21 protein-coding genes and 1 other RNA gene are annotated in these 23254 nt (G+C 71.4%); 10 read left to right on the top strand and 12 right to left on the bottom strand.

The window, feature by feature from the left end:
* Window positions 1-250 precede the first annotated feature (250 nt).
* On the top strand, window positions 251-1108 hold the full coding sequence (locus tag K318_RS0117490) for an AraC family transcriptional regulator (protein WP_029090436.1): 858 nt from the start codon (window positions 251-253) through the stop codon (window positions 1106-1108).
* 101 nt (window positions 1109-1209) lie between these two features.
* On the opposite strand, the gene K318_RS25320 is transcribed toward K318_RS0117490, so the two are convergent.
* Window positions 1210-5250, bottom strand: coding sequence for a hydantoinase B/oxoprolinase family protein (locus K318_RS25320; RefSeq protein WP_211233353.1), 4041 nt, complete (start codon window positions 5248-5250; stop codon window positions 1210-1212).
* Window positions 5251-5564: 314 nt separating this feature from the next.
* Between K318_RS25320 and K318_RS22990 the strand changes: the two genes are divergently transcribed.
* Window positions 5565-6206, top strand: a complete 642-nt coding sequence (locus K318_RS22990) for a GntR family transcriptional regulator (protein ID WP_051298172.1) — start codon at window positions 5565-5567, stop codon at window positions 6204-6206.
* 230 nt (window positions 6207-6436) lie between these two features.
* The gene (locus tag K318_RS22985) at window positions 6437-7858 is read left to right on the top strand and encodes an MFS transporter (protein ID WP_211233352.1); all 1422 of its coding nucleotides are present in this window, start codon (window positions 6437-6439) and stop codon (window positions 7856-7858) included.
* 81 nt (window positions 7859-7939) lie between these two features.
* Here K318_RS22985 and K318_RS0117470 read toward each other — a convergent pair whose 3' ends face one another.
* Window positions 7940-8926 carry an HAAS signaling domain-containing protein gene (locus tag K318_RS0117470; protein WP_029090435.1) on the bottom strand — a complete coding sequence of 329 codons (987 nt, stop codon included), beginning with the start codon at window positions 8924-8926 and terminating at the stop codon, window positions 7940-7942.
* Window positions 8923-9270 carry a PadR family transcriptional regulator gene (locus tag K318_RS0117465; RefSeq protein WP_029090434.1) on the bottom strand — a complete coding sequence of 116 codons (348 nt, stop codon included), beginning with the start codon at window positions 9268-9270 and terminating at the stop codon, window positions 8923-8925. Before K318_RS0117465 ends, K318_RS0117470 begins: the two co-directional genes overlap by 4 nt.
* 90 nt (window positions 9271-9360) lie before the next feature.
* On the opposite strand from K318_RS0117465, the gene K318_RS24030 reads away from it, so the two are divergent.
* Together K318_RS24030 and K318_RS24025 are read left to right on the top strand one after the other, a co-directional pair.
* Entirely contained in the window at window positions 9361-10266 is a 906-nt protein-coding gene (locus K318_RS24030; RefSeq protein WP_051298171.1) for a DUF1707 SHOCT-like domain-containing protein, read from the top strand.
* The gene (locus K318_RS24025; protein WP_051298170.1) at window positions 10263-11135 is read left to right on the top strand and encodes a DUF1707 SHOCT-like domain-containing protein; all 873 of its coding nucleotides are present in this window, start codon (window positions 10263-10265) and stop codon (window positions 11133-11135) included. Before K318_RS24030 ends, K318_RS24025 begins: the two co-directional genes overlap by 4 nt.
* 12 nt (window positions 11136-11147) lie before the next feature.
* Here the strand turns inward: K318_RS24025 and K318_RS0117450 are convergent, their stop codons facing one another.
* The 5 genes from K318_RS0117450 to ffs form a co-directional block, all read right to left on the bottom strand.
* Window positions 11148-11681 carry a type 1 glutamine amidotransferase domain-containing protein gene (locus K318_RS0117450; RefSeq protein WP_029090433.1) on the bottom strand — a complete coding sequence of 178 codons (534 nt, stop codon included), beginning with the start codon at window positions 11679-11681 and terminating at the stop codon, window positions 11148-11150.
* A 135-nt stretch (window positions 11682-11816) separates the two neighbouring features.
* Entirely contained in the window at window positions 11817-12809 is a 993-nt protein-coding gene (locus K318_RS22970) for a cation diffusion facilitator family transporter (RefSeq protein ID WP_084500379.1), read from the bottom strand.
* A gap of 213 nt (window positions 12810-13022) precedes the next feature.
* Entirely contained in the window at window positions 13023-13955 is a 933-nt protein-coding gene (locus K318_RS22965) for a DUF808 domain-containing protein (RefSeq protein ID WP_035282242.1), read from the bottom strand.
* A gap of 280 nt (window positions 13956-14235) precedes the next feature.
* Window positions 14236-14874 carry a MaoC/PaaZ C-terminal domain-containing protein gene (locus tag K318_RS22960; RefSeq protein ID WP_084500378.1) on the bottom strand — a complete coding sequence of 213 codons (639 nt, stop codon included), beginning with the start codon at window positions 14872-14874 and terminating at the stop codon, window positions 14236-14238.
* 22 nt (window positions 14875-14896) lie between these two features.
* Window positions 14897-14992, bottom strand: an RNA gene (gene ffs, locus K318_RS24475) — signal recognition particle sRNA small type.
* Window positions 14993-15268: 276 nt separating this feature from the next.
* Here ffs and K318_RS0117430 point away from each other — a divergent pair.
* On the top strand, window positions 15269-15625 hold the full coding sequence (locus K318_RS0117430; protein ID WP_029090432.1) for a VOC family protein: 357 nt from the start codon (window positions 15269-15271) through the stop codon (window positions 15623-15625).
* A 42-nt stretch (window positions 15626-15667) separates the two neighbouring features.
* Here K318_RS0117430 and K318_RS0117425 read toward each other — a convergent pair whose 3' ends face one another.
* Window positions 15668-16318 (bottom strand): GyrI-like domain-containing protein, encoded by a 651-nt coding sequence (locus K318_RS0117425; RefSeq protein WP_029090431.1) that lies wholly within the window; start codon window positions 16316-16318, stop codon window positions 15668-15670.
* A gap of 118 nt (window positions 16319-16436) precedes the next feature.
* Between K318_RS0117425 and purU the strand changes: the two genes are divergently transcribed.
* A complete protein-coding gene (gene purU / locus K318_RS0117420; RefSeq protein ID WP_029090430.1) occupies window positions 16437-17297 on the top strand; it encodes a formyltetrahydrofolate deformylase in 861 nt (286 codons plus the stop codon).
* A gap of 110 nt (window positions 17298-17407) precedes the next feature.
* On the opposite strand, the gene K318_RS0117415 is transcribed toward purU, so the two are convergent.
* Entirely contained in the window at window positions 17408-17875 is a 468-nt protein-coding gene (locus K318_RS0117415) for a flavodoxin family protein (RefSeq protein ID WP_029090429.1), read from the bottom strand.
* Window positions 17876-18049: 174 nt separating this feature from the next.
* Between K318_RS0117415 and K318_RS0117410 the strand changes: the two genes are divergently transcribed.
* From K318_RS0117410 to K318_RS22950, 3 genes are read left to right on the top strand one after another with little or no spacing between them, the layout of a single operon-like run.
* Window positions 18050-19012, top strand: coding sequence for an alpha/beta fold hydrolase (locus K318_RS0117410; protein ID WP_029090428.1), 963 nt, complete (start codon window positions 18050-18052; stop codon window positions 19010-19012).
* Between the two features lie 9 nt (window positions 19013-19021).
* Window positions 19022-19945, top strand: a complete 924-nt coding sequence (locus K318_RS22955) for a Sir2 family NAD-dependent protein deacetylase (RefSeq protein WP_245579937.1) — start codon at window positions 19022-19024, stop codon at window positions 19943-19945.
* A complete protein-coding gene (locus K318_RS22950) occupies window positions 19926-20702 on the top strand; it encodes a TIGR03085 family metal-binding protein (protein ID WP_169721491.1) in 777 nt (258 codons plus the stop codon). The genes K318_RS22955 and K318_RS22950 overlap by 20 nt, the downstream gene beginning before the upstream one ends.
* Before the next feature lie 147 nt (window positions 20703-20849).
* Here the strand turns inward: K318_RS22950 and K318_RS22945 are convergent, their stop codons facing one another.
* A complete protein-coding gene (locus K318_RS22945) occupies window positions 20850-21689 on the bottom strand; it encodes an ABC transporter ATP-binding protein (protein WP_051298168.1) in 840 nt (279 codons plus the stop codon).
* A 99-nt stretch (window positions 21690-21788) separates the two neighbouring features.
* Complete coding sequence (locus K318_RS0117390; protein WP_029090427.1) at window positions 21789-23099, bottom strand: ABC transporter permease; 1311 nt, start codon at window positions 23097-23099, stop codon at window positions 21789-21791.
* Between the last annotated feature and the right edge of the window lie 155 nt (window positions 23100-23254).

Genomic DNA, 23254 nt, shown 5'->3' with positions numbered 1-23254 from the left:
GCCATTATGTCGGGAGCCACGGACACGGCTGCCATGCCCGTCTCTCGCCGGTCCCCGGAACGGCATGACCGCATCGGACGCGGATCATCAGGCGGGCGGCTCACGGTCCCCGTAGCGTGGGAACCGGTTGGGAGGCAGGCGCCCGCACGGCAGGCGGGCGAGGCCGTCGGCCCCGTGCGCTGAACGAACGGCGAGGCGCGGACCCGCAGGCCGCCCACCGGACCGGCACGGACACCCCGGGGAGAGGCGCATGGAGAACTGGAACGCAGCGATGGACCACATCGAGGCGCACCTCGCGGAGCGCATCGACGTCGCGGCGCTGGCGCGGCAGGCGGCGGTGTCGGAGCACCACTTCCGCCGGATGTTCGCGACACTGGCGGGCATCCCCCTCTCCGAGTACATCCGCAGACGGCGGATGACCGTCGCGGCGGCCGAGCTGCGAGCAGGGGCGGGCGTGCTCGACACGGGTCTGCGCTTCGGCTACGGCTCGGGCGAGGCCTTCACCCGGGCGTTCCGCTCGGTCCACGGGTGCACTCCCTCGCAGGCGCGCATGCCGGGAACGGTCCTGCGCTCCCAGCCGCGGCTGAGATTCCGACTGACCATCGAAGGGAGAGAGCACGTGGACTACCGCATCGTGAAGAAGGGGGAGTTCCGCCTCGCAGGACTCCGCACGCGCGTGCCGATCGTCGCGCTGGGGCCGAACACCGCCATCGAGGAGTTCGAGCGGGGCATCGCGCTGGTGGACCGGGCCGAGCTCGAACGCCTCGCTGACGGGGAGCCGACGGGTTCGCTCGCCGTGACGGAGCACCTCGACGGCGGGCCGGGCGAGAGCTCCGAGGTCGCCTACTGGCGTGCGGTCGTGACCGGTCAGGATGTGCCGGAGAGGTTCGAGACCGCCGAGGTCGCGGCCTCGGAGTGGCTCGTGCTGAGCGCGGAGGGGGAGTTCCCGGAGGCGTTGCAGCAGATGTGGGCGACGGCGGCCGCGGAGTGGTTCCCGGCCAACCCCTACAGCTGGGCTCCGGGACCGCAGCTGCTCTCGGTCGAGTACGACGGGACCGGCGACGGCGGCCGGGGCGAGCTGTGGATCCCGATCCGCCCGGAGGGGTGAGCCGCGCCCATCTGAGAGGGCCCGCATATTCCGTTCCGCACCACACCGCGGCGTGGTGCGAAACGGAATATGCGGGCCCTCCTCGTGGTGAACGGGTGCCGTCATCGTTCCCGCAGCCGTGCCGTCTCCTCCTCGTCGACGGCGAACATCTCCTCCGTCAGCACGAGCGCGTCGTCGGAACCCGTGAAGCGGAGTGCGACGCCGTACTCCTCCCGCGCACGGTCCACGGTGACGTAGCCGGACACGACATCGGCGAGCACCTCCGCCACCGGACGCTCGCGCGGATCGCCCCAGCCGCCGCCTCCCGGGAAGTCGAGCGCCACCCGCGCATCATCGCCGAGGAACACCTGCGCCTTGCGCGGCAGCGGCTCGCCCGTGAGGGCGTCCGTGAACGCGCCGCGCGCTCCGTCCCGGCCGTCCAGCGCTCCGGGCGCGGGGAAGTCCACCCGGTCCACATTGGCGTTGACGGACCATGCGCCCTTCCCGCGCCTGCGCACCCTGATCCGCTGTCCCAGGCCTCCGCGGTGCAGGCCGGCCCCGGCCGAATCCGGCCGCAGCTCACGCTCCACCTGCACGATGGGCGTGAGCGTCTCCAGCACCTCCGTGGGTGCCGCGCGGACGCCCGTGGGGAAGCCCGTGGTGGTGAGCCCGTCTCGGCGCGGCCTGCCGCCGCTGCCTCCGGCGCCGAAGGCCGTGAGCGTGAAGTGCGCCGGGCCGCCCCCGCCTGCCGCCGAGGCTGCGTCACCTGCCGCACCACCGGCCCCCGCCTCGGCGTCCTCGCCCACGAGCCCGCGCCACACCGTCATCCACAGGGCGTCCGCGCTCGCCGCGGGCAGTCCCTCCGGCACGGCGGGCCGGAGCGCCTCGAACACGAGGCTCGGCAGGAAGTGGCCCACCAGGTGCCGGGAGGCCACCGGCGCAGGCTCGAGGCAGTTGAGCACGCTCCCGGCGGGCGCCGTGGTCGTGACCGGGCGGAACGCGCCGGCGTTGTGGGGCACCTCGGGCGCGAGCGCGGCCTTGATCGCGAACGAGGTGTACGCGCGCGTGTAGTTGAGCACGACGTTGATCCCGTAGCGCGACTGCGGGGAGGACCCCACGTAGTCGATCCCGATCTCCTCGCCCTCGACCGTCACGGTCACGGCCAGCAGCAGCGGCTCGCCGCCGAACCCATCCGTCTCCATCGCGGCGGTGTAGCGGCCGTCGGCGAGCTGCCCGATCCGCTCCCGCAGCGCGCGCTCCGAGCGGTCCATGATCTCCGCGGCCACTGCGTCGATCTCGTCCAGCCCGTGCTCGTCCATGAGCGCGAACAGGCTGCGCGCGCCCACCTGGTTGGAGGCGATCTGCGCGTAGATGTCGCCCATCGTCTCGTCCGGCGTGCGCACATTGGCGCGGATGAGCTCTTCGAGTGCGGCGTTCGGTCCGGCGGCGGTGCGCAGCTTCATGATCGGGATCCGCAGACCCTCCTCGTAGACCTCGCGGGCCTCGGCGGAGAGGATGCGCCCGCCGATGTCCGGCGAATGGCAGCAGCTCGCGAACCACGCCACGAGCCGGCCTGCGCGGAAGAACGGCGTCGCGATCGTGAGGTCGTTGATCTGCCCCGCGGTCATCCAGGGGTCGTTGGTGATGAGCACATCGCCGTCGGCCAGCTCCTCCGCCGGGAAGCGCGCGGCGATGTGCTCCATCCCCGTCGCCATGGCGTTGATGTGGCCGGGCGTCCCGGAGGTCGACTGCCCTATCATCCGCCCCCGCGAGTCGAACACCGCGCACGCGAGGTCATAGGACTCGCGCACCACAGGGCTGAATGCCGTGCTGATGAGGGCGGACTGCTGCTCGTCGAGGATCGAGTGCAGGCGACCGGCCACGAGCCCCACGACGACGGGATCGACGGAGGCACTCTCCGCGCGCGAGGCGGCTGCTCCCACCTGCGAGGGAGATGCCCCGAACGTCACGCGCACCGTCTGGTCCCCGCCCATCCGGGCAGAGGCTCCCACGGGGACGAACAGGGTCGACTCGGTCTCCTCGATGAGCGCCGGTCCGCTGACCTCGAAACCGCTGCCGAGGTGCCTGCGTGCATATACGGGCACGTCCCGGAACCCGGTCTCTGGGCCGAGGTAGACGGCCCTGCTCCCGGCGGCTATGTTTCCCGTGGAACCGAGCCCTGCGGAGCCGAGGCTTGCGGGGCCGAGCCCTGGCGCACCGGCCTCCGCGGCGGAGGCTTCTGTCCCCTCCCCGGCGGCGCTGGCGAGGCCCTCCCCAGCAGCGTCCGCGAAGCGCAGCGGCTGGTCCGGCTCCGGGCCGGAAGCGCGCACGCGCCAGTTGAGCACCTCGATGCCCACGCCGGTGGGCGCGACCTCGCCGAACCTCTGCGCGTACACCGCGCGGAAGGCCGCTTCGAGCGCCTCCGCGGTCGGGCGCGCACCGTCGGCCAGGGGCACCTCGACCTCCGCCCCCTGCCCGGAGAACCGCATGTCCGCCGAGCGCTGGTGGGTGACCTCGGCCTCGAGCACCCCGGAGGCCAGCAGAAGGGCGCCCGCCTCCCGCTCGAGCTCTGCGAAGGCGGCCTCGGCGGCCTCCTCTATTCCGGGCTCCACGAGCGAGAAGCGGGAACGGACCACATCGATGGACGGGGGTGCGGAGAGGAATCCCAGAGTCGAGAGCACGCCGGCCGCGGGCGGAGCCAGGAACGCCGGAGAGCCGAGCGCCTGCGCCACGCCCGGTCCGTGGAGGGGCCCGTTGCCGCCGGAGACGAACAGCGGCAGGTGCTCGAGCTCGCGGCCGCGCTCGATGGCGTGGACCCGGGCTGCATCGGCCATGTTCGCGTTGACGGTGGCGTGGACTCCCCATGCGGCCTCCTCGACGGAGATACCGAGGGGTTCGGCGATCTGTTCGCGAATGGCCTCGGCGGCCGCCTCGCGGTCCAGTGCCATGCGCCCGCCCAGGAACGAGCCGGGGTCGAGGAGGCCGAGGAGGAGATCGGCGTCCGTGACCGTGACCGCGGTCCCGCCCTGGCCGTAGCAGACGGGACCGGGGTCCGAGCCCGCCGAGTCCGGGCCCACCGTGATGAGGCCGAGCGAGTTCACGCGCGCGATCGAGCCGCCGCCGGCGCCGATCTCGATCATGTCGATGACGGGTGCGCGCACGGGCAGGCCGGAGCCGGGCCTGAGTTTGTGCGAGCGGCCCACCTCGAAGGTGTGCGCGAGCAGCGGGCGGCCGTCCTCGATCATGCAGAGCTTGGCGGTGGTGCCGCCCATGTCGAAGGCGAGGAGATCGTCGTCGCCGGTGTTCCGGCCGAAGGCGATGGCCCCCAGCGCACCGCCGGCCGGTCCGGACTCGAGCATGCGGATGGGGAAGCGCTGGGCGACCTCGATCGCCGTGACGCCCCCGTTGGACAGCATGATCATGGGGGCGTCGCGGACGCCGAGCCGCGTGAGTCCGGCCTCCAGCTCCGCGAGGTAGTCCTCGACGACGCCCTGCACGTAGACGTTCGCGAGCGTGGTGGAGAAGCGCTCGTACTCGCGGACCTCGGGGTTGATGTCGCTGGACAGAGCCACGCGCAGGCCGGGTGCGGCCTGCTCGATGAGCCGCCGGGCGTGCCGCTCGTGGGCCGGGTTCACATGCGCGTGCAGGAAGCAGACGGCGACGGCCTCGACGCCCGCCCCCTGCAGCTCGCGGACCGCGCGCAGAAGGTGCTCCTCGTCAAGGGGTTCGGCGACCTCTCCCGAGGCGAGGATCCGCTCCGGCACGCCGATGCGGAGGCTGCGGGGGACCAGCGGCACGGGCATCTCGATCTCGAGGTCATAGAGGTCGTAGCGGTGCTCGCGGCCCATCTCCACGACATCGCGGAAGCCGGCCGTGGTGAGGAGGGCGGTGCGGGCGCCGCGGCGCTCGATGAGGGCGTTCGTCACGAGGGTGGTGCCGTGGACGAGCCACTCGATGCGGGCGGGGTCGAGGCGGTGGGAGCCGAGGACGCGGTCGAGGGCGTCGACCACGCCGGCCGCGGGGCTGCCGTGGGTGGTGAGCACCTTGCCGACGGCGACGATCCCGTCCGCGTCCAGGACGGAGAGGTCCGTGAACGTGCCGCCGATGTCGATGCCCACGCGCAGTCCGGACGCCGCGGCCTGCGGGCTGGAGCTGTTCTGCATGGTCCCTCCGAACGCCGTGTGTCGACTCCCTCGTCTCCTGGGACTCATCCTGCTGGATCGTCGGACGATCTGCAAGGGCAGTCCGTGTGCGAGGCCGGTGCCTCCCTGCTGCGTCGCGGCCGGGGCCCGCGGCGGGGCCTCCCGGAGGGTCGCCGTCAGCCTCGCGGCCGGTGCCTGAGGCGGGTGTCTTGGCAGTCGTGACGGCCAGCGCCTGAGCCGCGAAGTGGGTCGCCCCGCTGCCCGCCCGACGACTCGTCGTCTAGGTTGGGGCTGTGAGTGACGAGGGGATGCCGGGGCGGAGCGCTGCAGGCCGCGTGGCTGACGAGATCCGCGCGCGGATCGTCAGCGGTACGGTGCAGCCGGGGGCCAAGCTGCCCGAGGAGGAGGTGCGTGCGGACCTGGGGGTCTCGCGGAGCACGCTGCGCGAGGGCCTGCAGCTGCTGGTGCGCGAGCGGCTCGTGGTGCACGAGCTCAGCCGCGGCTTCTTCGTGCGGGTGCTGCGCCGGGAGGACGTGCGCGACCTGTTCCTGGTGCGCGAGGTCGTGGAGTGCGGCGCGCTCTCCGTGGCTTCTGCAGTGTCCGCGGTGCCTGCGGGAGAGGCGGAGCGCGCCGGCGATGCGCTCGCCGGCCTGCGTGCCGCGCTCGGCTCCGGCGAGGAGGCCGCCTCCCGCCGGGACTGGCAGGGCGTCGCGGCGGCGAGCATCGAGTTCCACCTCGCGCTCGTGGCGCTGGCGGGCTCGGCGCGGCTGGACGCGCTCATCGCCCAGGTGCTCGCGGAGTTCCGCCTGGCGTACGCGCACATGGACGACCCCCTGGACTTCCACCTGCCCTTCCTCGCGCGGCACCAGGTCCTCGTCGACCTCCTCGCCGACGGCGCGGTGGGCGCGGCGACCGAGTACCTGCGCACGTATCTCGCGCACTCGCGGGCCGCTCTGCTGGAGCGCGTGCCGGAGTAGAACGGGGGACGCGGCCGCCGCGTGCCTGCGCACGATCCCCTCGCGCGTGCACGGGCACCCCGTCCGCGCGGCTCCGGGGTTCGGGGCGGGCTGCCCCGCGAATGAGGAGACCGGTCCTTCGCAATCCCGATTGATTTCGTCCGACGATCTGCGTAGCGTGCGCGGGAGCACAGAGCCGTGTCGGCGCTCTCGGGGAGGAGGACGCCGCAATCTCCGTGAGGAGTGCACCCATGTCGACCGACCCATCTGCCTCTCGCCGCCCGCTTTCCGCCCCTCGTCCCGCCCTCACCTCGGATTCCGCCTCCGAACCCGCCTCCGGCCCGCATGCGGACCCCGGACGCACCGGCGGGAGCGCCCGGGCCGGTGCCTCCGGCGAGGTTCCCGCACCCTCGCCGGCGCTGGTGCGGCGGGCGACCGTCGGGGCCTCGATCGGCAGCGTCGTCGAGTGGTTCGACGTCGCGCTCTACGGGTACCTGGCCGTCGTCATCGGCGAGGTGTTCTTCGACTCCGCGGACCCCACGGCGGCGCTGCTGAGCTCGTTCGCCGTCTTCGCCTCGGCGTTCCTCGTCCGCCCGCTGGGCGGCATCTTCTTCGGGGCGATGGGCGACCGGATCGGGAGGCAGAAGGTGCTCGCCGCCGTCATCCTCACGGCCTCCGGGGCGACCTTCCTCATCGGGCTGCTACCCGGATACGACAGCATCGGCCTGTTCGCGCCCGTGCTCCTCGTGCTCCTCCGCCTGGTGCAGGGGTTCTCGGCCGGAGGGGAGATGGGCGGTGCCTCGGCGTTCGTCGCGGAGTACGCGCCCAGGCAGCGGCGCGGGTACCTCGTGAGCTTCGTGGAGATGGGATGCATCCTCGGGTTCCTGCTGGGGGCCGCGACGGTGCTCGTGATGAACACGGTGCTCACGGAGGCGCAGATGCACGACTGGGGCTGGCGGATCCCCTTCCTCGTCGCGGGGCCGCTGGGCGTCGTGGGCCTCTACATCCGCGCGAGGCTGGAGGAGACCCCGGAGTTCGCCGCCCTGCGCGCCTCGGGCCGGGTGCGGCGGAATCCGCTGAAGGAGACGCTCGTGCGCCACTGGCGTGCGGTGCTCGTGGTGGCGGGGTTCGCCCTGTTCCAGAACGTCGCGATCTACGTGATCCTCACGTATGTGCCCACCCACCTCTCGGTCACGCTGGGCTTCAGCTCCCTGCTCGGCTCCGTGTCAGCGGTCCTCATGATGGTGGTGCTCTGCGCGCTCATTCCCGTGACCGGTCGCCTCTCGGACCGGGTGGGGCGCAGGCCGGTCCTGCTGGCCTCGTGCGTGAGCTCCGCTGCGCTCGGCGTGCCGCTGTTCCTCGGGATGGGCGCGGGCGGGGCCGTGCTCGCAGTCGTCTGCCATGTGCTCCTCGGGGTGCTGCTGAGCCTCTTCCTCGGGCCCGTCCTCGCCGCCGCCAACGAACTGTTCTCGACCGATGTGCGCTACGGCGGCTTCTCCCTGGGCTACAACGTGTCCGTCTCGCTGTTCGGCGGGACGGCGCCCTTCGTCGTCACCCTGCTCGTGGCGGAGACGGGCTTCGCAGCGGCGCCCGGCCTGTACCTCGCGGCGGCGGCCGTGATCACCGGCATCGTCGTGCTCATGGTCAGGGAGACGGCGCCGCTGCGCGCCTGACCGCAGCGCTCAGCACCCGCATATTCCCTCAGGCACCCAGCCGCGGTGTGGTGTCCGAGGGAATGTGCGGGCCGCAGCTGCTCAGCGCCGGGACTCCCGGAGCGCCCGCAGCGTGCTCACCAGATCGCAGGCGAAGATCGCCCACACGGCCGCCACCGCCAGCACCGTGCCGAGGGCGCCGTCGAGCAGCCCCTCGTCCCCCAGTGCCGGATGGAGCACCCGCTGGGTGAGCAGTGCGACGGTGAGGAAGGCGGCGATCAGCACGTCGACGGTGATGCCCGCGAACGCGGGACCGGGAGTGAGGCGCGCACGCACCGCCTTCCACACCTCGGTCGCGGCCAGGAGCGCCAGCAGACCCCAGTACCCGAGGAACCATCCGGCGGCGAGGCCGGGATTGACGAAGGGCTCGCCGCCGTTGAGGTGGCCCACGTACAGGAAGCTCGTGGGGATGACCGGCACGGCGGCCAGCAGGGCGATGAGGACGAGGCTCACGAGCGCGTCGGCCCGCACGGAGCTGCCCGAGGCCGCCCTGTCGCCCAGCTGCTCGACCGTCCACGGCCGCATTCCGGGGAGCCGTCCGCGGGCGGACCGGTCCTCCGCACCGCTCGTCCGCTCGACGACGGCCAGCAGGATCGTGAGGGTCGCGAAGGCGATGAGCAGCGCGCCGACGGTCTGGCCGAGCGCGGTGCCGATGAGTCCGCCGAGCTGCGGTCGTGCCTCCGTCGCGGAGTACACGATGCCGTTGACGAGCAGTGCGGCCACGCCCACGAGCGGCAGGATCCAGCGCAGCGCCCACATGTACACGGGGTACCAGTCCGGGCCGATCAGGTGCTGGGGCGTGCGCGCGTACTCGCGGGCCAGCGCCGCGGGATCGCCGAGCTGTTCGAGCACCTCCCGCTCCGCCGCGCCCGAGGTGATGGCGGCATCCGCTGGGTCCGCGGCGCCCGACTGCCGGGCCTCGACCATATCGGCGATCATCGCGTGGATCTCGGCCCCGATCTCCTCTCGCTGGTCCTCGGGGACGTGTGCGAGGACGACGTCCACATAGCGCTCTGTGAGGGCGGTCATGGCGTGGTCTCCTTCCGGAGGGCGGTGAGGCTGGAGGTGAGGTCCAGCCAGTCGGCGTACAGGGCGTCCGCGACCCGGGCCCCGGCCTCTGTGAGCGTGTAGTACTTGCGCGGGCGCGCCTCGGCGGTGTTCCACTCCGCGCGGAGCAGGCCCTGCTTCTCGAGCCTGCGGAGGAGCGGGTAGAGCGTGTTGGCCTCCACGCGGATGCCCGCCTCCTCGAGGCCGCTCAGGAGGGAATAGCCGTACTGGGGCGTGCGGCAGGTGAGGAGGCTCGCGAGGACGACGGTGCCTCGGCGGAGCTCCTGCTGGTGGATGGCGAGCGCCTCGTTCTCCTGACTGCTCATGCCTCACACCATACTGTGTGGGGCACACTATTGCAATGGGCGATATATCGTGCGGCGCGGGGGAGCGGGCGAGAGGTGCAGAATACTGGTATGCACCAGCCTCGGCTCACGGACAGACCCTCCTTCGCGCAGCGCGATGCGTATCGGGACGTGCTCGCGCGCGGTTATGCCGAGGGGCGCCTGGACGACGCGGAGTTCGAGGCGCGGCTGGGCCGTATGGACCGGTGCGAGACCGTCGAGGGGCTCGAGCGGCAGGTGGCCGACCTGCCGCGCGGGGAGCTGCCGAGGCCCGAGGGTGCCCGCGCAGCCGGCCTTCGCGCCTCGCGCGCCCAGGATCCGCGCATGCGGATGGAGGAGCCGCGGGCGCGGCGCAGGCGCCGGTGGGCGGGCTTGTTCGCCGTCGCAGCCGCGGTGGGTGCGCTCGGCGGTGCGCTGGCGGCGGGCGGCGCGTCCTCGCAGGAGGGGACTGGCGACGGCCAGCCCGCCTCCGAGGCGATTGCTGCCGATGCCGAGGCGGAGTCCGCGATCGACCGCTCCTCGGTGCTCTGGGCCTTCGAGGCGCTCGAGGAGCAGAGCGCCGAGGCGTCGCTCCTCAGCCTCAGTCCGGGCTACCTGTATGCGGAGGTGCCCGCCGCCGGCAGCCGGTACGATGCGCTGTACCTCAGGGAGGGCGGAGCGCCGGAGCGGAGCCCGGGCGGCACATTCGAGCCCGGCACACGCGGCTCGCTCGTCTTCGAGACGCGCATGCTCGACCCTGAGCTCATCGCGGCGATGATCGAGGCCGCCCCCGAGGTGTACGAGAGGACGGCGGGCGTCTCCGGGGCTCGCCCGGAGGGGGTCCATGTCCGGATGCACCCGGCGGAGTCGGCATACGCGGGGGTGGATCCTGCACTCCCGCTCGTCGAGGTGCGGATGTCGGCCGATGACTACGGTGAGGGCGGCGGGGACGTCGTCTGGTCCGCCGACGGCAGCGCGCTGGTGGAGGTGGGCCGATGACGGCCGGTGCACACGGCGATCGGTTCGCGGGCCTCCGCCCCTCCTACGACGACCGGGCCCGCTGTGCGGACGCTCTGGCGGCGGCGGTGAGCGAGGGCCGGCTCACCGAGGAGCTCTACGAGGAGCGGCTCGCCGCGGCCGAGCGGGCTGTGAGCATAGCGGAGCTCGACGCACTCGTCGCCGATCTGCCCTCCTCCGAGGGGGCGGCCGGGAAGGCGCGGCCTCGGCGCCGGGGCCTGCGCGCTCTCGCGGCGGTGGCGGTCATGCTGTTCGCCGGTGCGGCCTCGTTCGGCATCACCGAGATGGTGGCCGGCCGGGATTCAGGCGAGGCATCGGCGGGGCAGGGTGCGGGCGCGGGCAGCGAAGAAGGCGCCGGGGGCGAGGCCGGCGACGAAGGCGGTGGCATCGCCTCCGAGCGGCTCGACCTCCAGCTGGACACGGTACCGGACATGGACCCGCGCAGTGTGCCTGCCGCCATCGGAGCAGCACGGGACTCGGGCATCGCCGACATCGACAGGGTGACCCTCACCGAGGGGTTCACGTATGTGGATGGGCGCGACGCCGGCGGCGAGTACCGCTCCATGAGCATTCAGCCGGATCGGATGCCCACCGTCGACGGAGGTTCCGAGTGGCGCGGCGTCTTCCTGGACCTCGATGCGCTCGACTTCGACCTCGACGAGGCTGTGAGCCGGGCGCGCGAGTACGATCCGAGCGCTGGCGAGGAGGTCCGCTCCGTCATGGTCTACCGGGGGACGGGCGGGCCGGCCGATTCGGGGGAGTCCGGCAACCTCGTGGACGTGGCCTTCGAGGAGTCGGACGAGCCCTTCGCCGTCACGATGCGCATGCATGATCTGGCGCGCGTGGAGTGAGCCCTCGCGGATTCAGCCCAGCGCCTGGATGATCTCCCGGTTGAAGGCCTCCAGGTCTCCCGGATTGCGTGAGGTGATGAGGTTTCCGTCGACGACGACCTCGCTGTCCTCCCACTGCGCGCCGGCATTGACCATGTCGACCCTGATGCTGCCCACGGAGGTGAGGCGCCGCCCGGAGGCGACGTCCGCCTCGGCGAGGATCCACGGCGCGTGACAGATCGCTGCGACGATCTTGCCCTGGTCGAAGAACTCGCGGACGAGGCGGACGGCCTCGGCGTCGGTCCGGAGCGCATCGGAATTGAGGGTGCCGCCGGGCAGCACGAGGGCGTCGTACTCAGTCGCGGAGGCTCCCTCGACCGGCGCATCGACGGCGAAGGTCTCGGCGTGCTCCCAGTCGCCCTCCATCGCCTGGAGGCTGCCCTCCGACGGTGAGATCAGTGTGGTTGCGGCTCCCGCGTCCTCGAGGGCCTGCCGGGGGCTCGTCAGCTCGATCTGCTCGACACCACGGGTCAGCAGGAATGCGATCCTCTTGTCTGCGATGCTCACGGTGCTCCCTTCCGCTGGGGTGTGCAGGTCCGTTCCGAGGCCCGTCGCCGGTGATCCGCGGAGACGCGCCCCCATCGTCGCATGCAACAGGGCGGCTTGCCAACGGCCGGTGGTGGTGCGAGGTGTGCCGGGGGCTCAGGCGTGCGGCAGCGGATCCTCCGCCGAGCAGTCCTGGGCCTCCAGCTGGAAGGTCGTGTGCTCGATGCGCTCGGCGAAGTGCTCGCGGACGCACGTGCGCAGGTCGTCGAGGATCGCGGCTGTGTGCCCGGCGGTGAGGCACTCAGGCGCCACCTCGACATGAGCCGTCAGCACCGGCAGTCCCGTGCCGATGGCGGAGACGTGGAGGTCGTGCACGCCGTCCACATGGGCGTTCTCCAACAGGTGCGTGCGGAGCTCGTCCAGGTCGATGCCGCGCGGCACGGCCTCCATGAGGATGCGCACCGAGCTGACGAGGATGACGACCGCCCGGGGCACGATGAGCGCGGCGATGAGCAGGGCGGCCAGCGTGTCGATGGTGGTCCAGCCCGTGGCGGAGATGACGAGGGCGCTCACGATCACCGCGACCGAGCCCAGCGCGTCGTTGAGGACTTCGAGGAACGCCGCCTTGAGGTTGAGGTTCGCATTGCGTCCGCCCGCGAGCACCGCGAGCGAGGCGATGTTCCCGGCGAGGCCGATGATGCCGAAGACCAGGAGCCCCTGGGCCGGCACCTCGGGCGGGGAGAAGAGGCGGCCGATCCCCTCGGCGAGCGCATACGCGCCGACGGCCATGAGGAGGAGGGACTGGGCGGAGGCGGCGAGCACCTCGGCGCGCTTGAGGCCCCAGGTGTGCTTCGCGGTGGTGGGGCGGAGCATGAGGGTGGCGGCGATGAGCGCGAGCAGCAGGCCCGCGGCGTCCGTGAGCATGTGCGCGGTGTCGACGAGGAGCGCGAGCGATCCGGTGAGGACCGAGCCCACGAGCTGGGCGATCATGATCCCGGCCGTGATGGCGAAGGCGATGGCCAGCCGGGTGCGGCTCGCGCCGGCTCCGTGTGCGTGCCCGGCGTGTGGGTGTTCGGCGCGAGCTCCGCTGTGCTCTGCGCCGTGCTCTGTGCTGTCGGCGCTGTGCTCTGTGCTGTGCGGGCGGATCATGGTGCACCTCCGTTCTGGCTTCCCGCACTTAATATAAACGAATGCGCATATGTTTGTCCATAGGGTTGCCGGCCGTGCACGCGCAGCCCGCCTCGCTCATTCCTCGCTTCCGCCTCCGCGCGCTCGTGTCTCAGTTCCTGCTCGTGTCTCAGTCCGCATCGTCGTGGGCCCGCGGAGACGACGTGGACCGAGACATGAGCGGGAGTTGAGACCTCAGTGCTTGCCCGGCAGCGGCAGCACCTTCATCACGCCCACCACGACGGACCCCACGAGGAAGCCCAGGACCATCGAGAAGAAGGTGTTCACGAGCCATGCCAGCGCCGGCCCGATGAGCGCGAGGTGGTGGACGGGCTCCTCGAGGGCGTGCACGAGGTCGTAGGGGAGCGTGAGGCCCAGCTCGTCCATGCCGACGAGCAGGATGTGCCCGCCGACCCAGAGCATCGCGAACGTGCCGATGAACGACAGCGCGGTGAGCACCTTCGGCATCGCCCGCACCAGCAGGTGTCCGGTCCGCTGCGAGGCGGGAGCAGAGCGCCTGGTCATCGCGAGGCCCACATCGTCCATCTTCACGATGACGGCCACAGCGCCGTATACGAGCACCGTGATGCCGATGCCGACGACCACGAGGATCGCCGCACGGGTCCACAGGGTCTCCGCGGCGACCTCGTTGAGGGAGATGACCATGATCTCGCACGACAGGATGAAGTCCGTGGTGATGGCACCGCGCACCACGGTGTCCTCGGCCGCCTTGCCGCGCACCTGGCTGGGCTCGGCGGAGCGCTCGGCGTGCCTGCCGCGCAGTTTGTCCCAGATCTTGTGCGCTCCCTCGTAGGAGAGGTACGCGCCTCCCAGCATGAGCAGCGGCGTGAGGAGCCAGGGGACGAAGGTGCTCAGCACGAGCAGGACCGGGAGGATGATGAGCAGCTTGTTGATGAGCGAGCCCTTGGCGATGCGCCAGATCATCGGCAGCTCGCGCTTGGGCGAGACGCCCGTGACGTACTGCGGGGTCACGGCCGCGTCGTCGATCACGACGCCGGCGGCCTTCGCGCTCGCCTTCGCCGCACCTGCGGCCACATCGTCCGCGCTCGCCGCCGCGAGCCGGGCCAGAGCGGCCACGTCGTCGAGCAGGGAGATGAGGCCGCTCATCGGAGTGCTCCGCAGGATGCCGCCGAGGCGGGGGTGGGCAGTGCGCGGACGGCCTCGGGCACCGTCGGCACGGGGCGGGGCGTCGCTGAGGCGAGGGAAGCGGGCCGTCCGACCGCCCTCCCGCACGGGGAGGGAGTGGCGCAGTGCCGGCGAGGACGCGGGCGCGGATGGGTGGGATGCTGCAAGCGGGGCATTGCTCAAGGATACGGAGGCGGCGGCGGATCGTGACCCCGCTCAGGCTGAGCGGTGGGTGTGAGTGCGGCGCCGCCGAAGGGAGGGCTCAGCCCTGTGCGGTGCCGGGGACGACCCGTGTAGTGCCCGGGGATTGTGCAGTGCCCGGGACCTGCGTGGAGCCCGAACACTGTGCGGAGCGCACCAGGAACTCCACTTCGATGTCGAGGACCTGCTTCCCGTCCTGATTGCTCAGCCTGCCCTCGGCCGTGCCCAGGCACCGGCCGTGGCGCGGAGGGCTGAGGGACTCGACGGTCATCGCGCCTGTGAGGGTGTCGCCCGGACGCACCGGTCTCATGAACCGCAGGCGGGTGAACTCCTTGCCCGCGACGATGTCGTACCTGCTGAGCACCGCCTCGACGGAGAGCTTCTGGTAGATGCCCAGGGTGTGCACCCCGCTGGCGATGAGACCCCCGAACTCTGAGGTCTCCGCCGCGGCCTCGTCCACGTGGAAGTACTGCGGATCCCATGCGCGGCCGAAGGCGAGGATCTCGTCTGCCGTCACGGTGTGCGTGCCGAAGGCGGTCTCCACACCCACCTGCATGTGCTCGGCGGGAAGGCGGCGGGGAAGGCTGTCGCGGCCGGACGGGCTGACAGGTACGGACGCCGTGCCGAGCCGACTGCCGGGCCCGGAAGCCGTGTCGGGATCGGCAGTCGTGCCGGGGGCGGAGGTCGGCTGAGCGGACATGGTGCTCCTCGGTGCGCGCAACGAAAAGGACTTCCCACGCACCCGCCAGAGCTCACTTACCCTTGCTGCCTTTCGGCCCTGGGGGAGTTCGCAAGATGACGCCGCGTGGGAAGCCGCAGACCACTCTAGTCCAGAGTCCGCCGGGAGGGAAATGAGGGTGCACAGTCCCGTCGGGGTGTGAACGGGGTCTCGTTCGTGATGCCGGAGGCGGTCATACCGGGACCCCGTCTCTGTCCTCCTCTGTGTCCGTGGCTGTGCGTAGACTCCGCAGCACAGGCACCGCAGTCCGCTGCTCGCGCGAGCGTGCGCTTCGTGCAAGGGTGAGCTCCTCGCGGGAGGTCGCGCACCCGGGGGAGGGACGGCGGAGCGATCACCCACGGCCACAGGAGGTCTCATGCCCGGACTCGGAATGATCACACTCGACACTGCGAACCCGCAGACGCTCGCTGCCTGGTGGGCGGAGCGGCTGGGCGCCGAGGTCGTGCTCGACGCCGACGGCTGGTTCATCATGATCGACGTTCCCGGCTGGACCACCAACCTGGGGTTCCAGTACGTCGAGGCCCCCACGCCCGGTAAGAACCGCCTCCACCTCGATCTGACCTGGGAGGAGGGGCAGGAGCGCGAGGCCGGCATCGCTGCATGGATCGCGGCCGGCGCAACCCACCTGGGCCTGCGGGGCGAGGAGGACTTCCGCTGGGACACGTTCACGGACCCCGACGGCAACGAGTTCTGCCTCGCCGCCGGCCACTGACGAGGGCGACGGGCACCGGACTCGTCGTCCCTGTCCGTGCTGTCACCGGGACTCGGGTTCAGGAGGCTGCGCGCCCGCCTTCTCGACCGGCTGCCGCAGCAGGGTGCGGAGCTTTGCCGGTGCTGTCCTGCGCGGGTCGCTGAAGTAGACCTCGTGGTGCCTGCCCGTCATGCGCAGGCCGTTCGCAGGGATGAACTCGCTGTGCATCCGCTCGAGCACGGGGCCCTCCTCGTCGAACGGGCCGAGGTGGAGGGTCTGCACGCAGAGCCCCTCCGCGAAGGCCTCGAACCTGACATCCCCGAGACGCTCGGGGGCCTTCTTCGCCCGCACCTGCTCGACTGCCCGCGAGACGTGCTCACGCCCGATCCACCCGGGCACCATGAGCATCATCGTCCACTCCCAGCGGGACTTCATGCGGGAGGTCGTGAACGCAGCCATGTCCTCGGCCCACCAGAGGCCTTCGAGGGGCGGCACCACATAGTCGCGGTCCAGTTCGCCCCGGCTCAGGAACTTGAGCGCATAGGCCAGGGGGTACAGCGCCTCGAGGGCGGCCGTATAGGCGGGAGAGGAATTGGGATCGCCGCGCCCGTCCACCATGAGGAACTGCATCTCGGGAACGTCGACGATCCGCATCGTGCCGCGGGCGGCCCTGTACCCGTCGAGGCTCTTCTTGAAGTCGACCTTCTCGCTCATGTCCCCACTGTCCCAGATCGGCCGGAGGCGCAGTCGAGCCGCCCGCTCGCCGTGCAGGCGGAGTCTGCCCGCCCGACCGGCACACGGCCGCACGCAGCGGCCCGCCTATCATTGCCGGATGAGCGATCCCCATTCCTTCGTCGTCACCCTTCACTGCGAGGACCGTCCCGGCATCGTCGCGGCGGTGTCCGCGGTGCTCGCCCGGCACGGCTGCAGCATCACGGAGTCCAAGACGTTCGAGGATCGCGACGGAGGGATGTTCTTCGCCCGCATCGCCTTTACGGATGCGGGCGGGACCCTGGACCTCACTGCACTGCGCGCGGACTTCGACAGCGCGGCGGCGGACTTCGGGATGGACCTGAACCTCGTGCCCGCGGATGAGCGGCTCAAGGTGGTCGTGATGGCGTCGAAGTGGGTGCACTGCCTCCGCGACCTCCTCTACCGTGCGGAGGCCGGCCACCTGCCCGTCGAGATCACCGCCGTGGTCTCCAACCATCCGGACCACCGCTCCGTCGTCGAGTGGCACGGCGTCCCCTTCCACCATGTGCCGGTCACGCAGGAGACCAAGCCCGAGGCAGAGGCTCGTCTGCTCGAGATCGTCGAGGCCACGGGGGCCGAGCTCGTGGTGCTGGCCCGCTACATGCAGGTGCTCTCCGCGGAGCTGACCGAGCGCCTCGAGGGCCGCTGCATCAACATCCACCACTCGTTCCTGCCCAGCTTCAAGGGGGCCAAGCCCTACCACCAGGCCTTCGCCCGAGGCGTGAAGATGGTGGGCGCCACTGCTCACTACGTCAACAGCGACCTCGACGAGGGGCCGATCATCGTCCAGCGGGTCGTGGACGTGGACCACTCCTTCAGCCCTGCCGACCTCCAGCGCCACGGCCAGGACGCGGAGGTCGCCGCGCTCACGGACGCCGTGCGCATGCACGCCGAGCACAGGGTGATCCTGCACGGCGGCCGCACCGTCGTGCTGCGCTGAGGAGGCATGCCGCGGTGAAGAAGGCAACGGCCTGCGCTGAGGAGGCGCACTCCGGCGTGAAGCGCGCTGCCGGCCGGGTGCGCCGCCACGTCTCATCTGAGAACGGCGTCTCACTCGAGAGCGCGCGCCATCACCGTCGCGGTCATCTCCGTGACCTGTTCGAGGTGCGAGTCCTCGACCGCGCCGATCCACACGACGGGATCGGCGGCCTGCGTCCAGCCCAGGCCCGTGGTGATCGCCTCCATCGCCTTCTCCGCGCCGGTCGTGTCGGATCCGCCGTGGATCCAGTAGGCGAAGGGCCTGCCCGCGGTCGGCTCGCGGACGTGGTCGTAGACGGTGTCGAAGAAGTGCTTGAGCGCGCCGGAGATGTAGCCGAAGTTCGCCGTCGTTCCCAGGACGTATGCGTCCGCGGCGAGCACCTGGTCGATATCGGGCTCCAGCGCGGCGACCTCGACGAGTTCGAGCTCACCCCCGGCCAGCTCTGCGAGTTCGGGGAGATCGGCCGCGGCCAGAGCCGCATCCGCGATCCGTCTGGTCGATTCCGTGGGCGAGTGGTGGATGAGGAGGATGCGTGCCATCACCTCACGCTACTGTTCTTCGCCCGTCTTGCCCAGGGGCGGTGGAGTGCGGTGTCGCGCTTCCGGGGCTGTATATAGTCGGAGGGGCGGTGACCGACCACTCGCGGTGCGTCGGCGCTGCGCGTGCTCGGCGCAGATGCGCCCGCGACCCGCACCCCGGCAGAGAGGCTGATGATGGCAGACGAGACCCCCGGAACCCAGCCTCCCCGCGGAGCGCCCCATGACAACGCCTCGGTGGCCGCGCGCCTCGCCGCCCTGCCGCAGACCGCGAGCGCCGAGGCCTTCACCGTCGCCGCGAACGGATTCGAGTTCAGCGGCTACCGAGCCGAACCGGCCGTCCCCGAACCCCGCCTCGGCGTCGCCGTGCTGGTCCACGGCTGGCCGCAGTACGCGAGCTGCTGGGAGGGCGCGGCCGCGCTGCTCCTGTCCGCAGGCGTGCCGATCCTCGCCTATGACCAGCGCGGATACTCGCCCGGCGCGCGGCCCGATGCGGTCGAGGACTATGACGTCTCCCATCTGGTCGCGGACCTGGCCGCTGTGACGGAGGCCTGCGGCCTCGCGCGCTTCCATCTCGTGGGCCATGACTGGGGCGGGGTCATGGGGTGGCCGTTCGCGGCCGCGCACCCGGACCGGCTGCTGACGCTCACCTCGGTGTCGACCGCCCACACGCTCGCGCACGGCAGGCGGATGAAGGAGGATCCGGAGCAGTACGCGCGCATGGAGTACCTGCGGAAGATCAGGCACCACCCGGAGGAGTTCTCGGCCGCGATGCTCCGCGACGGCGGCGCGCGCCTGGCCGCCTTCTACGAGGATGCGATCCCCGCGGACGTCGTCGGCTCCTACCTCGAGCGCTTCTCGGAGCCGGGCGTGTTCGACGCCGTGCTCAAGTACTATCGCGCGCTGGGTTCGCGCGAGCCGATGCCCGCGACCCCCATCACGGTGCCGACCCTCTACGTTTGGGGCAGCGAGGATGTCGCCTTCACCCGGGGCGCGGCCGAGCTCACGGGCGAGTACGTCGAGGCGCCCTACCGGTTCGTCGAGATCGCAGGGGGCTCTCACTGGCTGCCCGAGCAGCATCCGGACACCGTCGCCGAGGCCGTCCTCGCCCACGTCCGCGAACACAGCGGGGGCGCCTGAGCCGTGGCGGTGATCCGGGACCCCCTGCGCGGTCGCACCCGGCCGGAGGCCGCCTCGCACACCGATGAGGAGATCATCGCGCGGCTGCTCGCGGTGGGCCCCGAGCGCACCGTCGCGCTCGCAGGCGCCGGCATGAGCACGGACTCGGGGATCCCCGACTACCGCGGCCCGCTGGCCTCCCCGCGTTCGCCCATGACCTACCAGGCCTTCCTCGCCGGCCCCTTGCAGCGCTCCCGGTACTGGGCGCGCAGCTGGGTGGGCTGGGACCGCATCGAATGGGCGCGCCCCAACACCGGTCATCGCGCACTGGCCGGCCTGGGTCTGCGCGGTCTCATCACGCAGAACGTGGACGGGCTCGACCGGATGGCGGGCACGGCCGGAGTACTCGAGCTGCACGGCAGGCTCGACCGGGTGGTCTGCCTCAGCTGCGGCGAGCGGTACTCGCGCCAGTGGATGCAGGATGAGCTCACGGCGCTGAATCCCGGCTTCCTCGACCGCATCGAGGTGGACCCGCGCGAGATCGAGGTCGCCCCGGACGGCGATGCGGAGCTCGAGCAGACCCGTGGATTCCGCGTGGCGGACTGCCCGCGCTGCGGTGGCCTGCTCAAGCCGGATCTCGTGTTCTTCGGGGAGTCGGTCGGGAAGGATCTGGTGGCCGAGGCCTCGGCCCTCGTCGCCGGTGCCGAGGCGCTCGTGGTGCTCGGCAGCTCACTGGCCGTGCTCAGCGGCCTGCGGTTCGTGCGGCAGGCGGCGAAGCAGGATGCGCTCGTCGTCATCGACACCGACGGGCCCACCCGCGGCGATGAGCTCGCGGACATGCGGTCTTTGTCCAGAACCTCCGATTTCCTTGCCGCTTGGTTGGAAGCCGCGGGTCGGTCTCGACTTGCGCACGCACGTGATGCAGGCTTGGACTATGACGCACCTCGCACGTGAAGAACGTCTTCGGCTGGCTTCTCTCCTGCGGACCGTGGGACCGGACGCTCCCACCCTGTGCGAAGGCTGGAACGCCCGGGACCTCGCGGTGCACCTGGTGATGCGCGACCGCGATCTGCCCGCGCTCGCCGGCGAGCACATCAAGCTCTTCTCGAAGCGGCGCGAGCGGGTCGACCAGGTGCTGCGCGACACTCCCTGGCCGGAGCTCATCGGCAAGATCGCGGCGGGCCCGACGGCCTGGAATCCGAGTTCCTGGGGCATCGGCGTGGACTCCCTCATGAACACGGTGGAGTTCCTCATCCACCATGAGGACGTCCGCCGTGCGCAGCCCGGGTGGCGGCCGCGCCAGCTGGGCACAGAGGTTCAGAAGGACATGCTGCCGATGGTCCGCAGCCTCGCGCTGGTCTATGCCCTGCGGCACGGGATCCACCTGGTGCTGCAGCCCCGCGGCTTCGACGAGATCCGTGCGGGCCGGACCAACCGTTCGACGGTGACGGTGAGCGGTCTGCCGGTGGAGCTGCTGCTCTACCTGTTCGGGCGTGAGAAGCACGCGGATGTGACCGTGCGCGAATCGGACCCGGTGGCCTCGGACGAAGAGGCCGAGGTGGTGGGCGGCACCACGCAGGAGATCGCCATCGTCGAGGAGGAGGTGGACGAGGACTCCGACGGAAAGCAGTGGCCCGGCTTCCTCAGCGGCCTGCGCCCGGGGAGGAAGGACGGCCGCAAGGGTCCCGTGGTCACGCCGCCGGAGGGGTGAGCGGCTCTCGCGCCGGACGTCCAGTTCTTCGTATGAACGCCCAGTTCCTCGCACGGACACCCGGTTCTGCGCGGGTTGACACCCACTTTTCCCGCGGACGCCCAGTTGCTGAGGCGAATGACTGGGCGTCTGCGGGAGAACTGGGCGTCATGCTGAGCTGATGGAGGATGCTGAGCCGGGCGAGGCCGCTGTGCGTTCCCGACGATCGCTCAGCACTCCGTCCGTCATCGTGAGCGCCTGATCGAACATCGGCATGAACTCCACATCGTGGGTGACGAGGAGGGTGGCGGTGCCCAGCGTGCGCGTGACGTCGAGGACGAGCGCGATGATGTCGTGGCTCCGCGCGCTGTCCAGGGCGGAGGTGGGTTCGTCGACGACGAGCACATCCGGTTCGCACATGAGCGCCCGTGCGATGTTGACCCGCTGACGCTGCCCGCCGGAGAGGGCGTGGGGCCGGGCGCTGCGGTGCGCGCTCAGACCCACGAGGTCGAGCAGTTCATCCGCTCGTGCACGCCGCGCAGCCCTTTCGCTCCTGCCCGTGTGACCGGACCTGGACCTCTTCGCGCGCGGCTCTGCTCCCGAACGCCCGCGCCCACTTGCACTCGCTCCCGTGCCCGGGTTCGCATCCGCACGCCCCGTGCCGCCGAGGCTGTGATCCAGCTCCGCCATGACCCGCACCTGCTCCGAGGCGGTCAGCGAGGGCAGGAGGTTGGCCTGCTGGAAGACGATGCCCACCCGCTCCCGGCGCAGTGCGGCGGTCTGGGCGGGCGAGAGGCCGGCGGTCTCGATGCCGGCGATGCACACGGAGCCGGTATCGGGCGTGATGAGGGTGGAGGCGACCGCCAGGAGGCTGGACTTGCCGGAGCCGGAGGGCCCGGTGAGGCCCGTGACCGTGCCGGCGGGAACCGTGAACGAGGCATGGTCCACGGCCGTGGTGCGCGAGGCGCCGTCGGGGAACGTGAGGGTGACATCGGTGAGGGTGAGCATGGGAACTCCTCGGGAAGCGGTGTGAGGTTGGGGCTTGGTGGGAGGGCAGACTGGGCCGTGGGCCGTGGGCCGTGGGCCGTGGGCCGTGGGTCGGTGCGCTCAGCGCGCGCTGCCGAGTGCGGAGAGCGGATCCGCCCGTGTGATCGAGCGCAGGGCGAAGACCGCGCCGGCGGAGCCGAGCACCACCATGAGCACTGCGGGCAGCGCCGTCGTGTACCACGTGACGACGAAGGGCACCACGCCCTCGATCCCCGCACCGATGAGCGCTGTGAGGCCGATACCGGCGGCCACTCCCGCGATCAGCACGACGAGCGACTGCCCGAGGGCGTCCCTGAGCAGTGAGGAGGTGGACGCGCCCAGGGCGCGCAGCACGGCGACATCGGCCTGCCGCTGCATCGTCCACACCGTGAAGAAGGCGCCGATCACGAGCGCCGAGATCCCGAACAGCATGCCCGCCATCATCAGCAGCGAGCCGATCTCAGAGCGGAACGAGCTGATCGCGAGGAGCGCATTCAGGGGCGTGACCGCCCGCGTGCCCGTTTCCTGCTCCAGTCCCGCGAGTGCGGTCGCCGAGGGGTGCCCGGCTTCCACCGCGCTGGCTCGGGCCTCCACCGCGCCGGCCTCGGCTTCCACCGCGCCGGCCACGGCACCTGCCACTGCTCCGGCACCCGCCTCGGGCCCTGCCGCGGCATCCGCACCCGCCTCGGTGGACACTTCCGTGTCCGTCCCGGTCCGGGCCTCGGGCTCGTCCATCCCCGCACCTGCCCCGGCGCCGGCCTCCGCGGCCTCCGGCAGCGAGTCCACGACGAGGGCCGTCGCCGCGGCGTCCGGCTGCCCCAGTCGCCGCTGCATCTCCTGCCAGTCTTCGAGGGTGACATAGACGGCCGGCGTGTGCGCGTACCAGCGCTCGGAGTCCATGACGGACACGTCGAGGTCGAGGCCCAGGACGGTGAGCGTGCCGCCCTCCTCCGCACCGAGTGCTTCCGCGGCGCCGGAGCTGAGCACCGCCTCACCGTCGGAGCCAGGCGAATCCGCGGTGCCGCCCATGAGGGCCACGGAGGCACTGGTGTCCCCACTGTCCGCGGAGAACTGCGTGATCCCCACGGGATGCGCCTTTCCGGTGGTGGCGGAATGCCTCCACGCATCCACCTGTGCGGGGGTGAGCTGGGACTCGGAGAAGGAAGCAGGGCCGGCCTCGGCGGCGTCCTCCTCGGAATCCGCGCCCGAGGCGTCCTCCGCCAGCACGATCCGCTCGCCTCCCAGCGCCTGGACGGCGGAGATGTTCTGCTGGGCGAGACCGCCCGTGAGGCCCGAGAGCAGGCCGATGAGCAGTGTGATGAGCAGGACCACCGCGGTGATGAGGGCGAACCTGCCGCGGGCGAACCGCATGTCTCTCCAGGCGATGAACACTGGGACTCCTTCGTGAGCTGAACCGGACGAGATCAGCCTCGCTGCTGCGGGGGTGTGCGCACATCGGATGCGGGATGGGTCTCCGGGAGCCGGACGGGCGAGGGGCGGATCGTACTTTCGGTTGATTTCGGCGCGGGAGGGGCGCGGTTCGGCGT

This window comes from Brevibacterium album DSM 18261 (genome assembly GCF_000426445.1).
GTDB lineage: Bacteria > Actinomycetota > Actinomycetes > Actinomycetales > Brevibacteriaceae > Brevibacterium > Brevibacterium album.
Note: the sequence above shows the minus strand (reverse complement) of the source record. Positions and strands in the feature narration are given on the sequence as shown.

Coding starts and splice junctions, on each gene's coding strand:
- K318_RS0117490 (WP_029090436.1), top strand. CDS start 251: ATGGAGAACTGGAACGCAGCGATGGACCACATCGAGGCGCACCTCGCG.
- K318_RS25320 (WP_211233353.1), bottom strand. CDS start 5,250: ATGCAGAACAGCTCCAGCCCGCAGGCCGCGGCGTCCGGACTGCGCGTG.
- K318_RS22985 (WP_211233352.1), top strand. CDS start 6,437: ATGTCGACCGACCCATCTGCCTCTCGCCGCCCGCTTTCCGCCCCTCGT.
- K318_RS0117470 (WP_029090435.1), bottom strand. CDS start 8,926: ATGACCGCCCTCACAGAGCGCTATGTGGACGTCGTCCTCGCACACGTC.
- K318_RS0117465 (WP_029090434.1), bottom strand. CDS start 9,270: ATGAGCAGTCAGGAGAACGAGGCGCTCGCCATCCACCAGCAGGAGCTC.
- K318_RS24030 (WP_051298171.1), top strand. CDS start 9,361: ATGCACCAGCCTCGGCTCACGGACAGACCCTCCTTCGCGCAGCGCGAT.
- K318_RS24025 (WP_051298170.1), top strand. CDS start 10,263: ATGACGGCCGGTGCACACGGCGATCGGTTCGCGGGCCTCCGCCCCTCC.
- K318_RS22970 (WP_084500379.1), bottom strand. CDS start 12,809: ATGATCCGCCCGCACAGCACAGAGCACAGCGCCGACAGCACAGAGCAC.
- K318_RS22965 (WP_035282242.1), bottom strand. CDS start 13,955: ATGAGCGGCCTCATCTCCCTGCTCGACGACGTGGCCGCTCTGGCCCGG.
- K318_RS22960 (WP_084500378.1), bottom strand. CDS start 14,874: ATGTCCGCTCAGCCGACCTCCGCCCCCGGCACGACTGCCGATCCCGAC.
- K318_RS0117430 (WP_029090432.1), top strand. CDS start 15,269: ATGCCCGGACTCGGAATGATCACACTCGACACTGCGAACCCGCAGACG.
- K318_RS0117425 (WP_029090431.1), bottom strand. CDS start 16,318: ATGAGCGAGAAGGTCGACTTCAAGAAGAGCCTCGACGGGTACAGGGCC.
- purU (WP_029090430.1), top strand. CDS start 16,437: ATGAGCGATCCCCATTCCTTCGTCGTCACCCTTCACTGCGAGGACCGT.
- K318_RS0117415 (WP_029090429.1), bottom strand. CDS start 17,875: ATGGCACGCATCCTCCTCATCCACCACTCGCCCACGGAATCGACCAGA.
- K318_RS0117410 (WP_029090428.1), top strand. CDS start 18,050: ATGGCAGACGAGACCCCCGGAACCCAGCCTCCCCGCGGAGCGCCCCAT.
- K318_RS22950 (WP_169721491.1), top strand. CDS start 19,926: ATGACGCACCTCGCACGTGAAGAACGTCTTCGGCTGGCTTCTCTCCTG.
- K318_RS22945 (WP_051298168.1), bottom strand. CDS start 21,689: ATGCTCACCCTCACCGATGTCACCCTCACGTTCCCCGACGGCGCCTCG.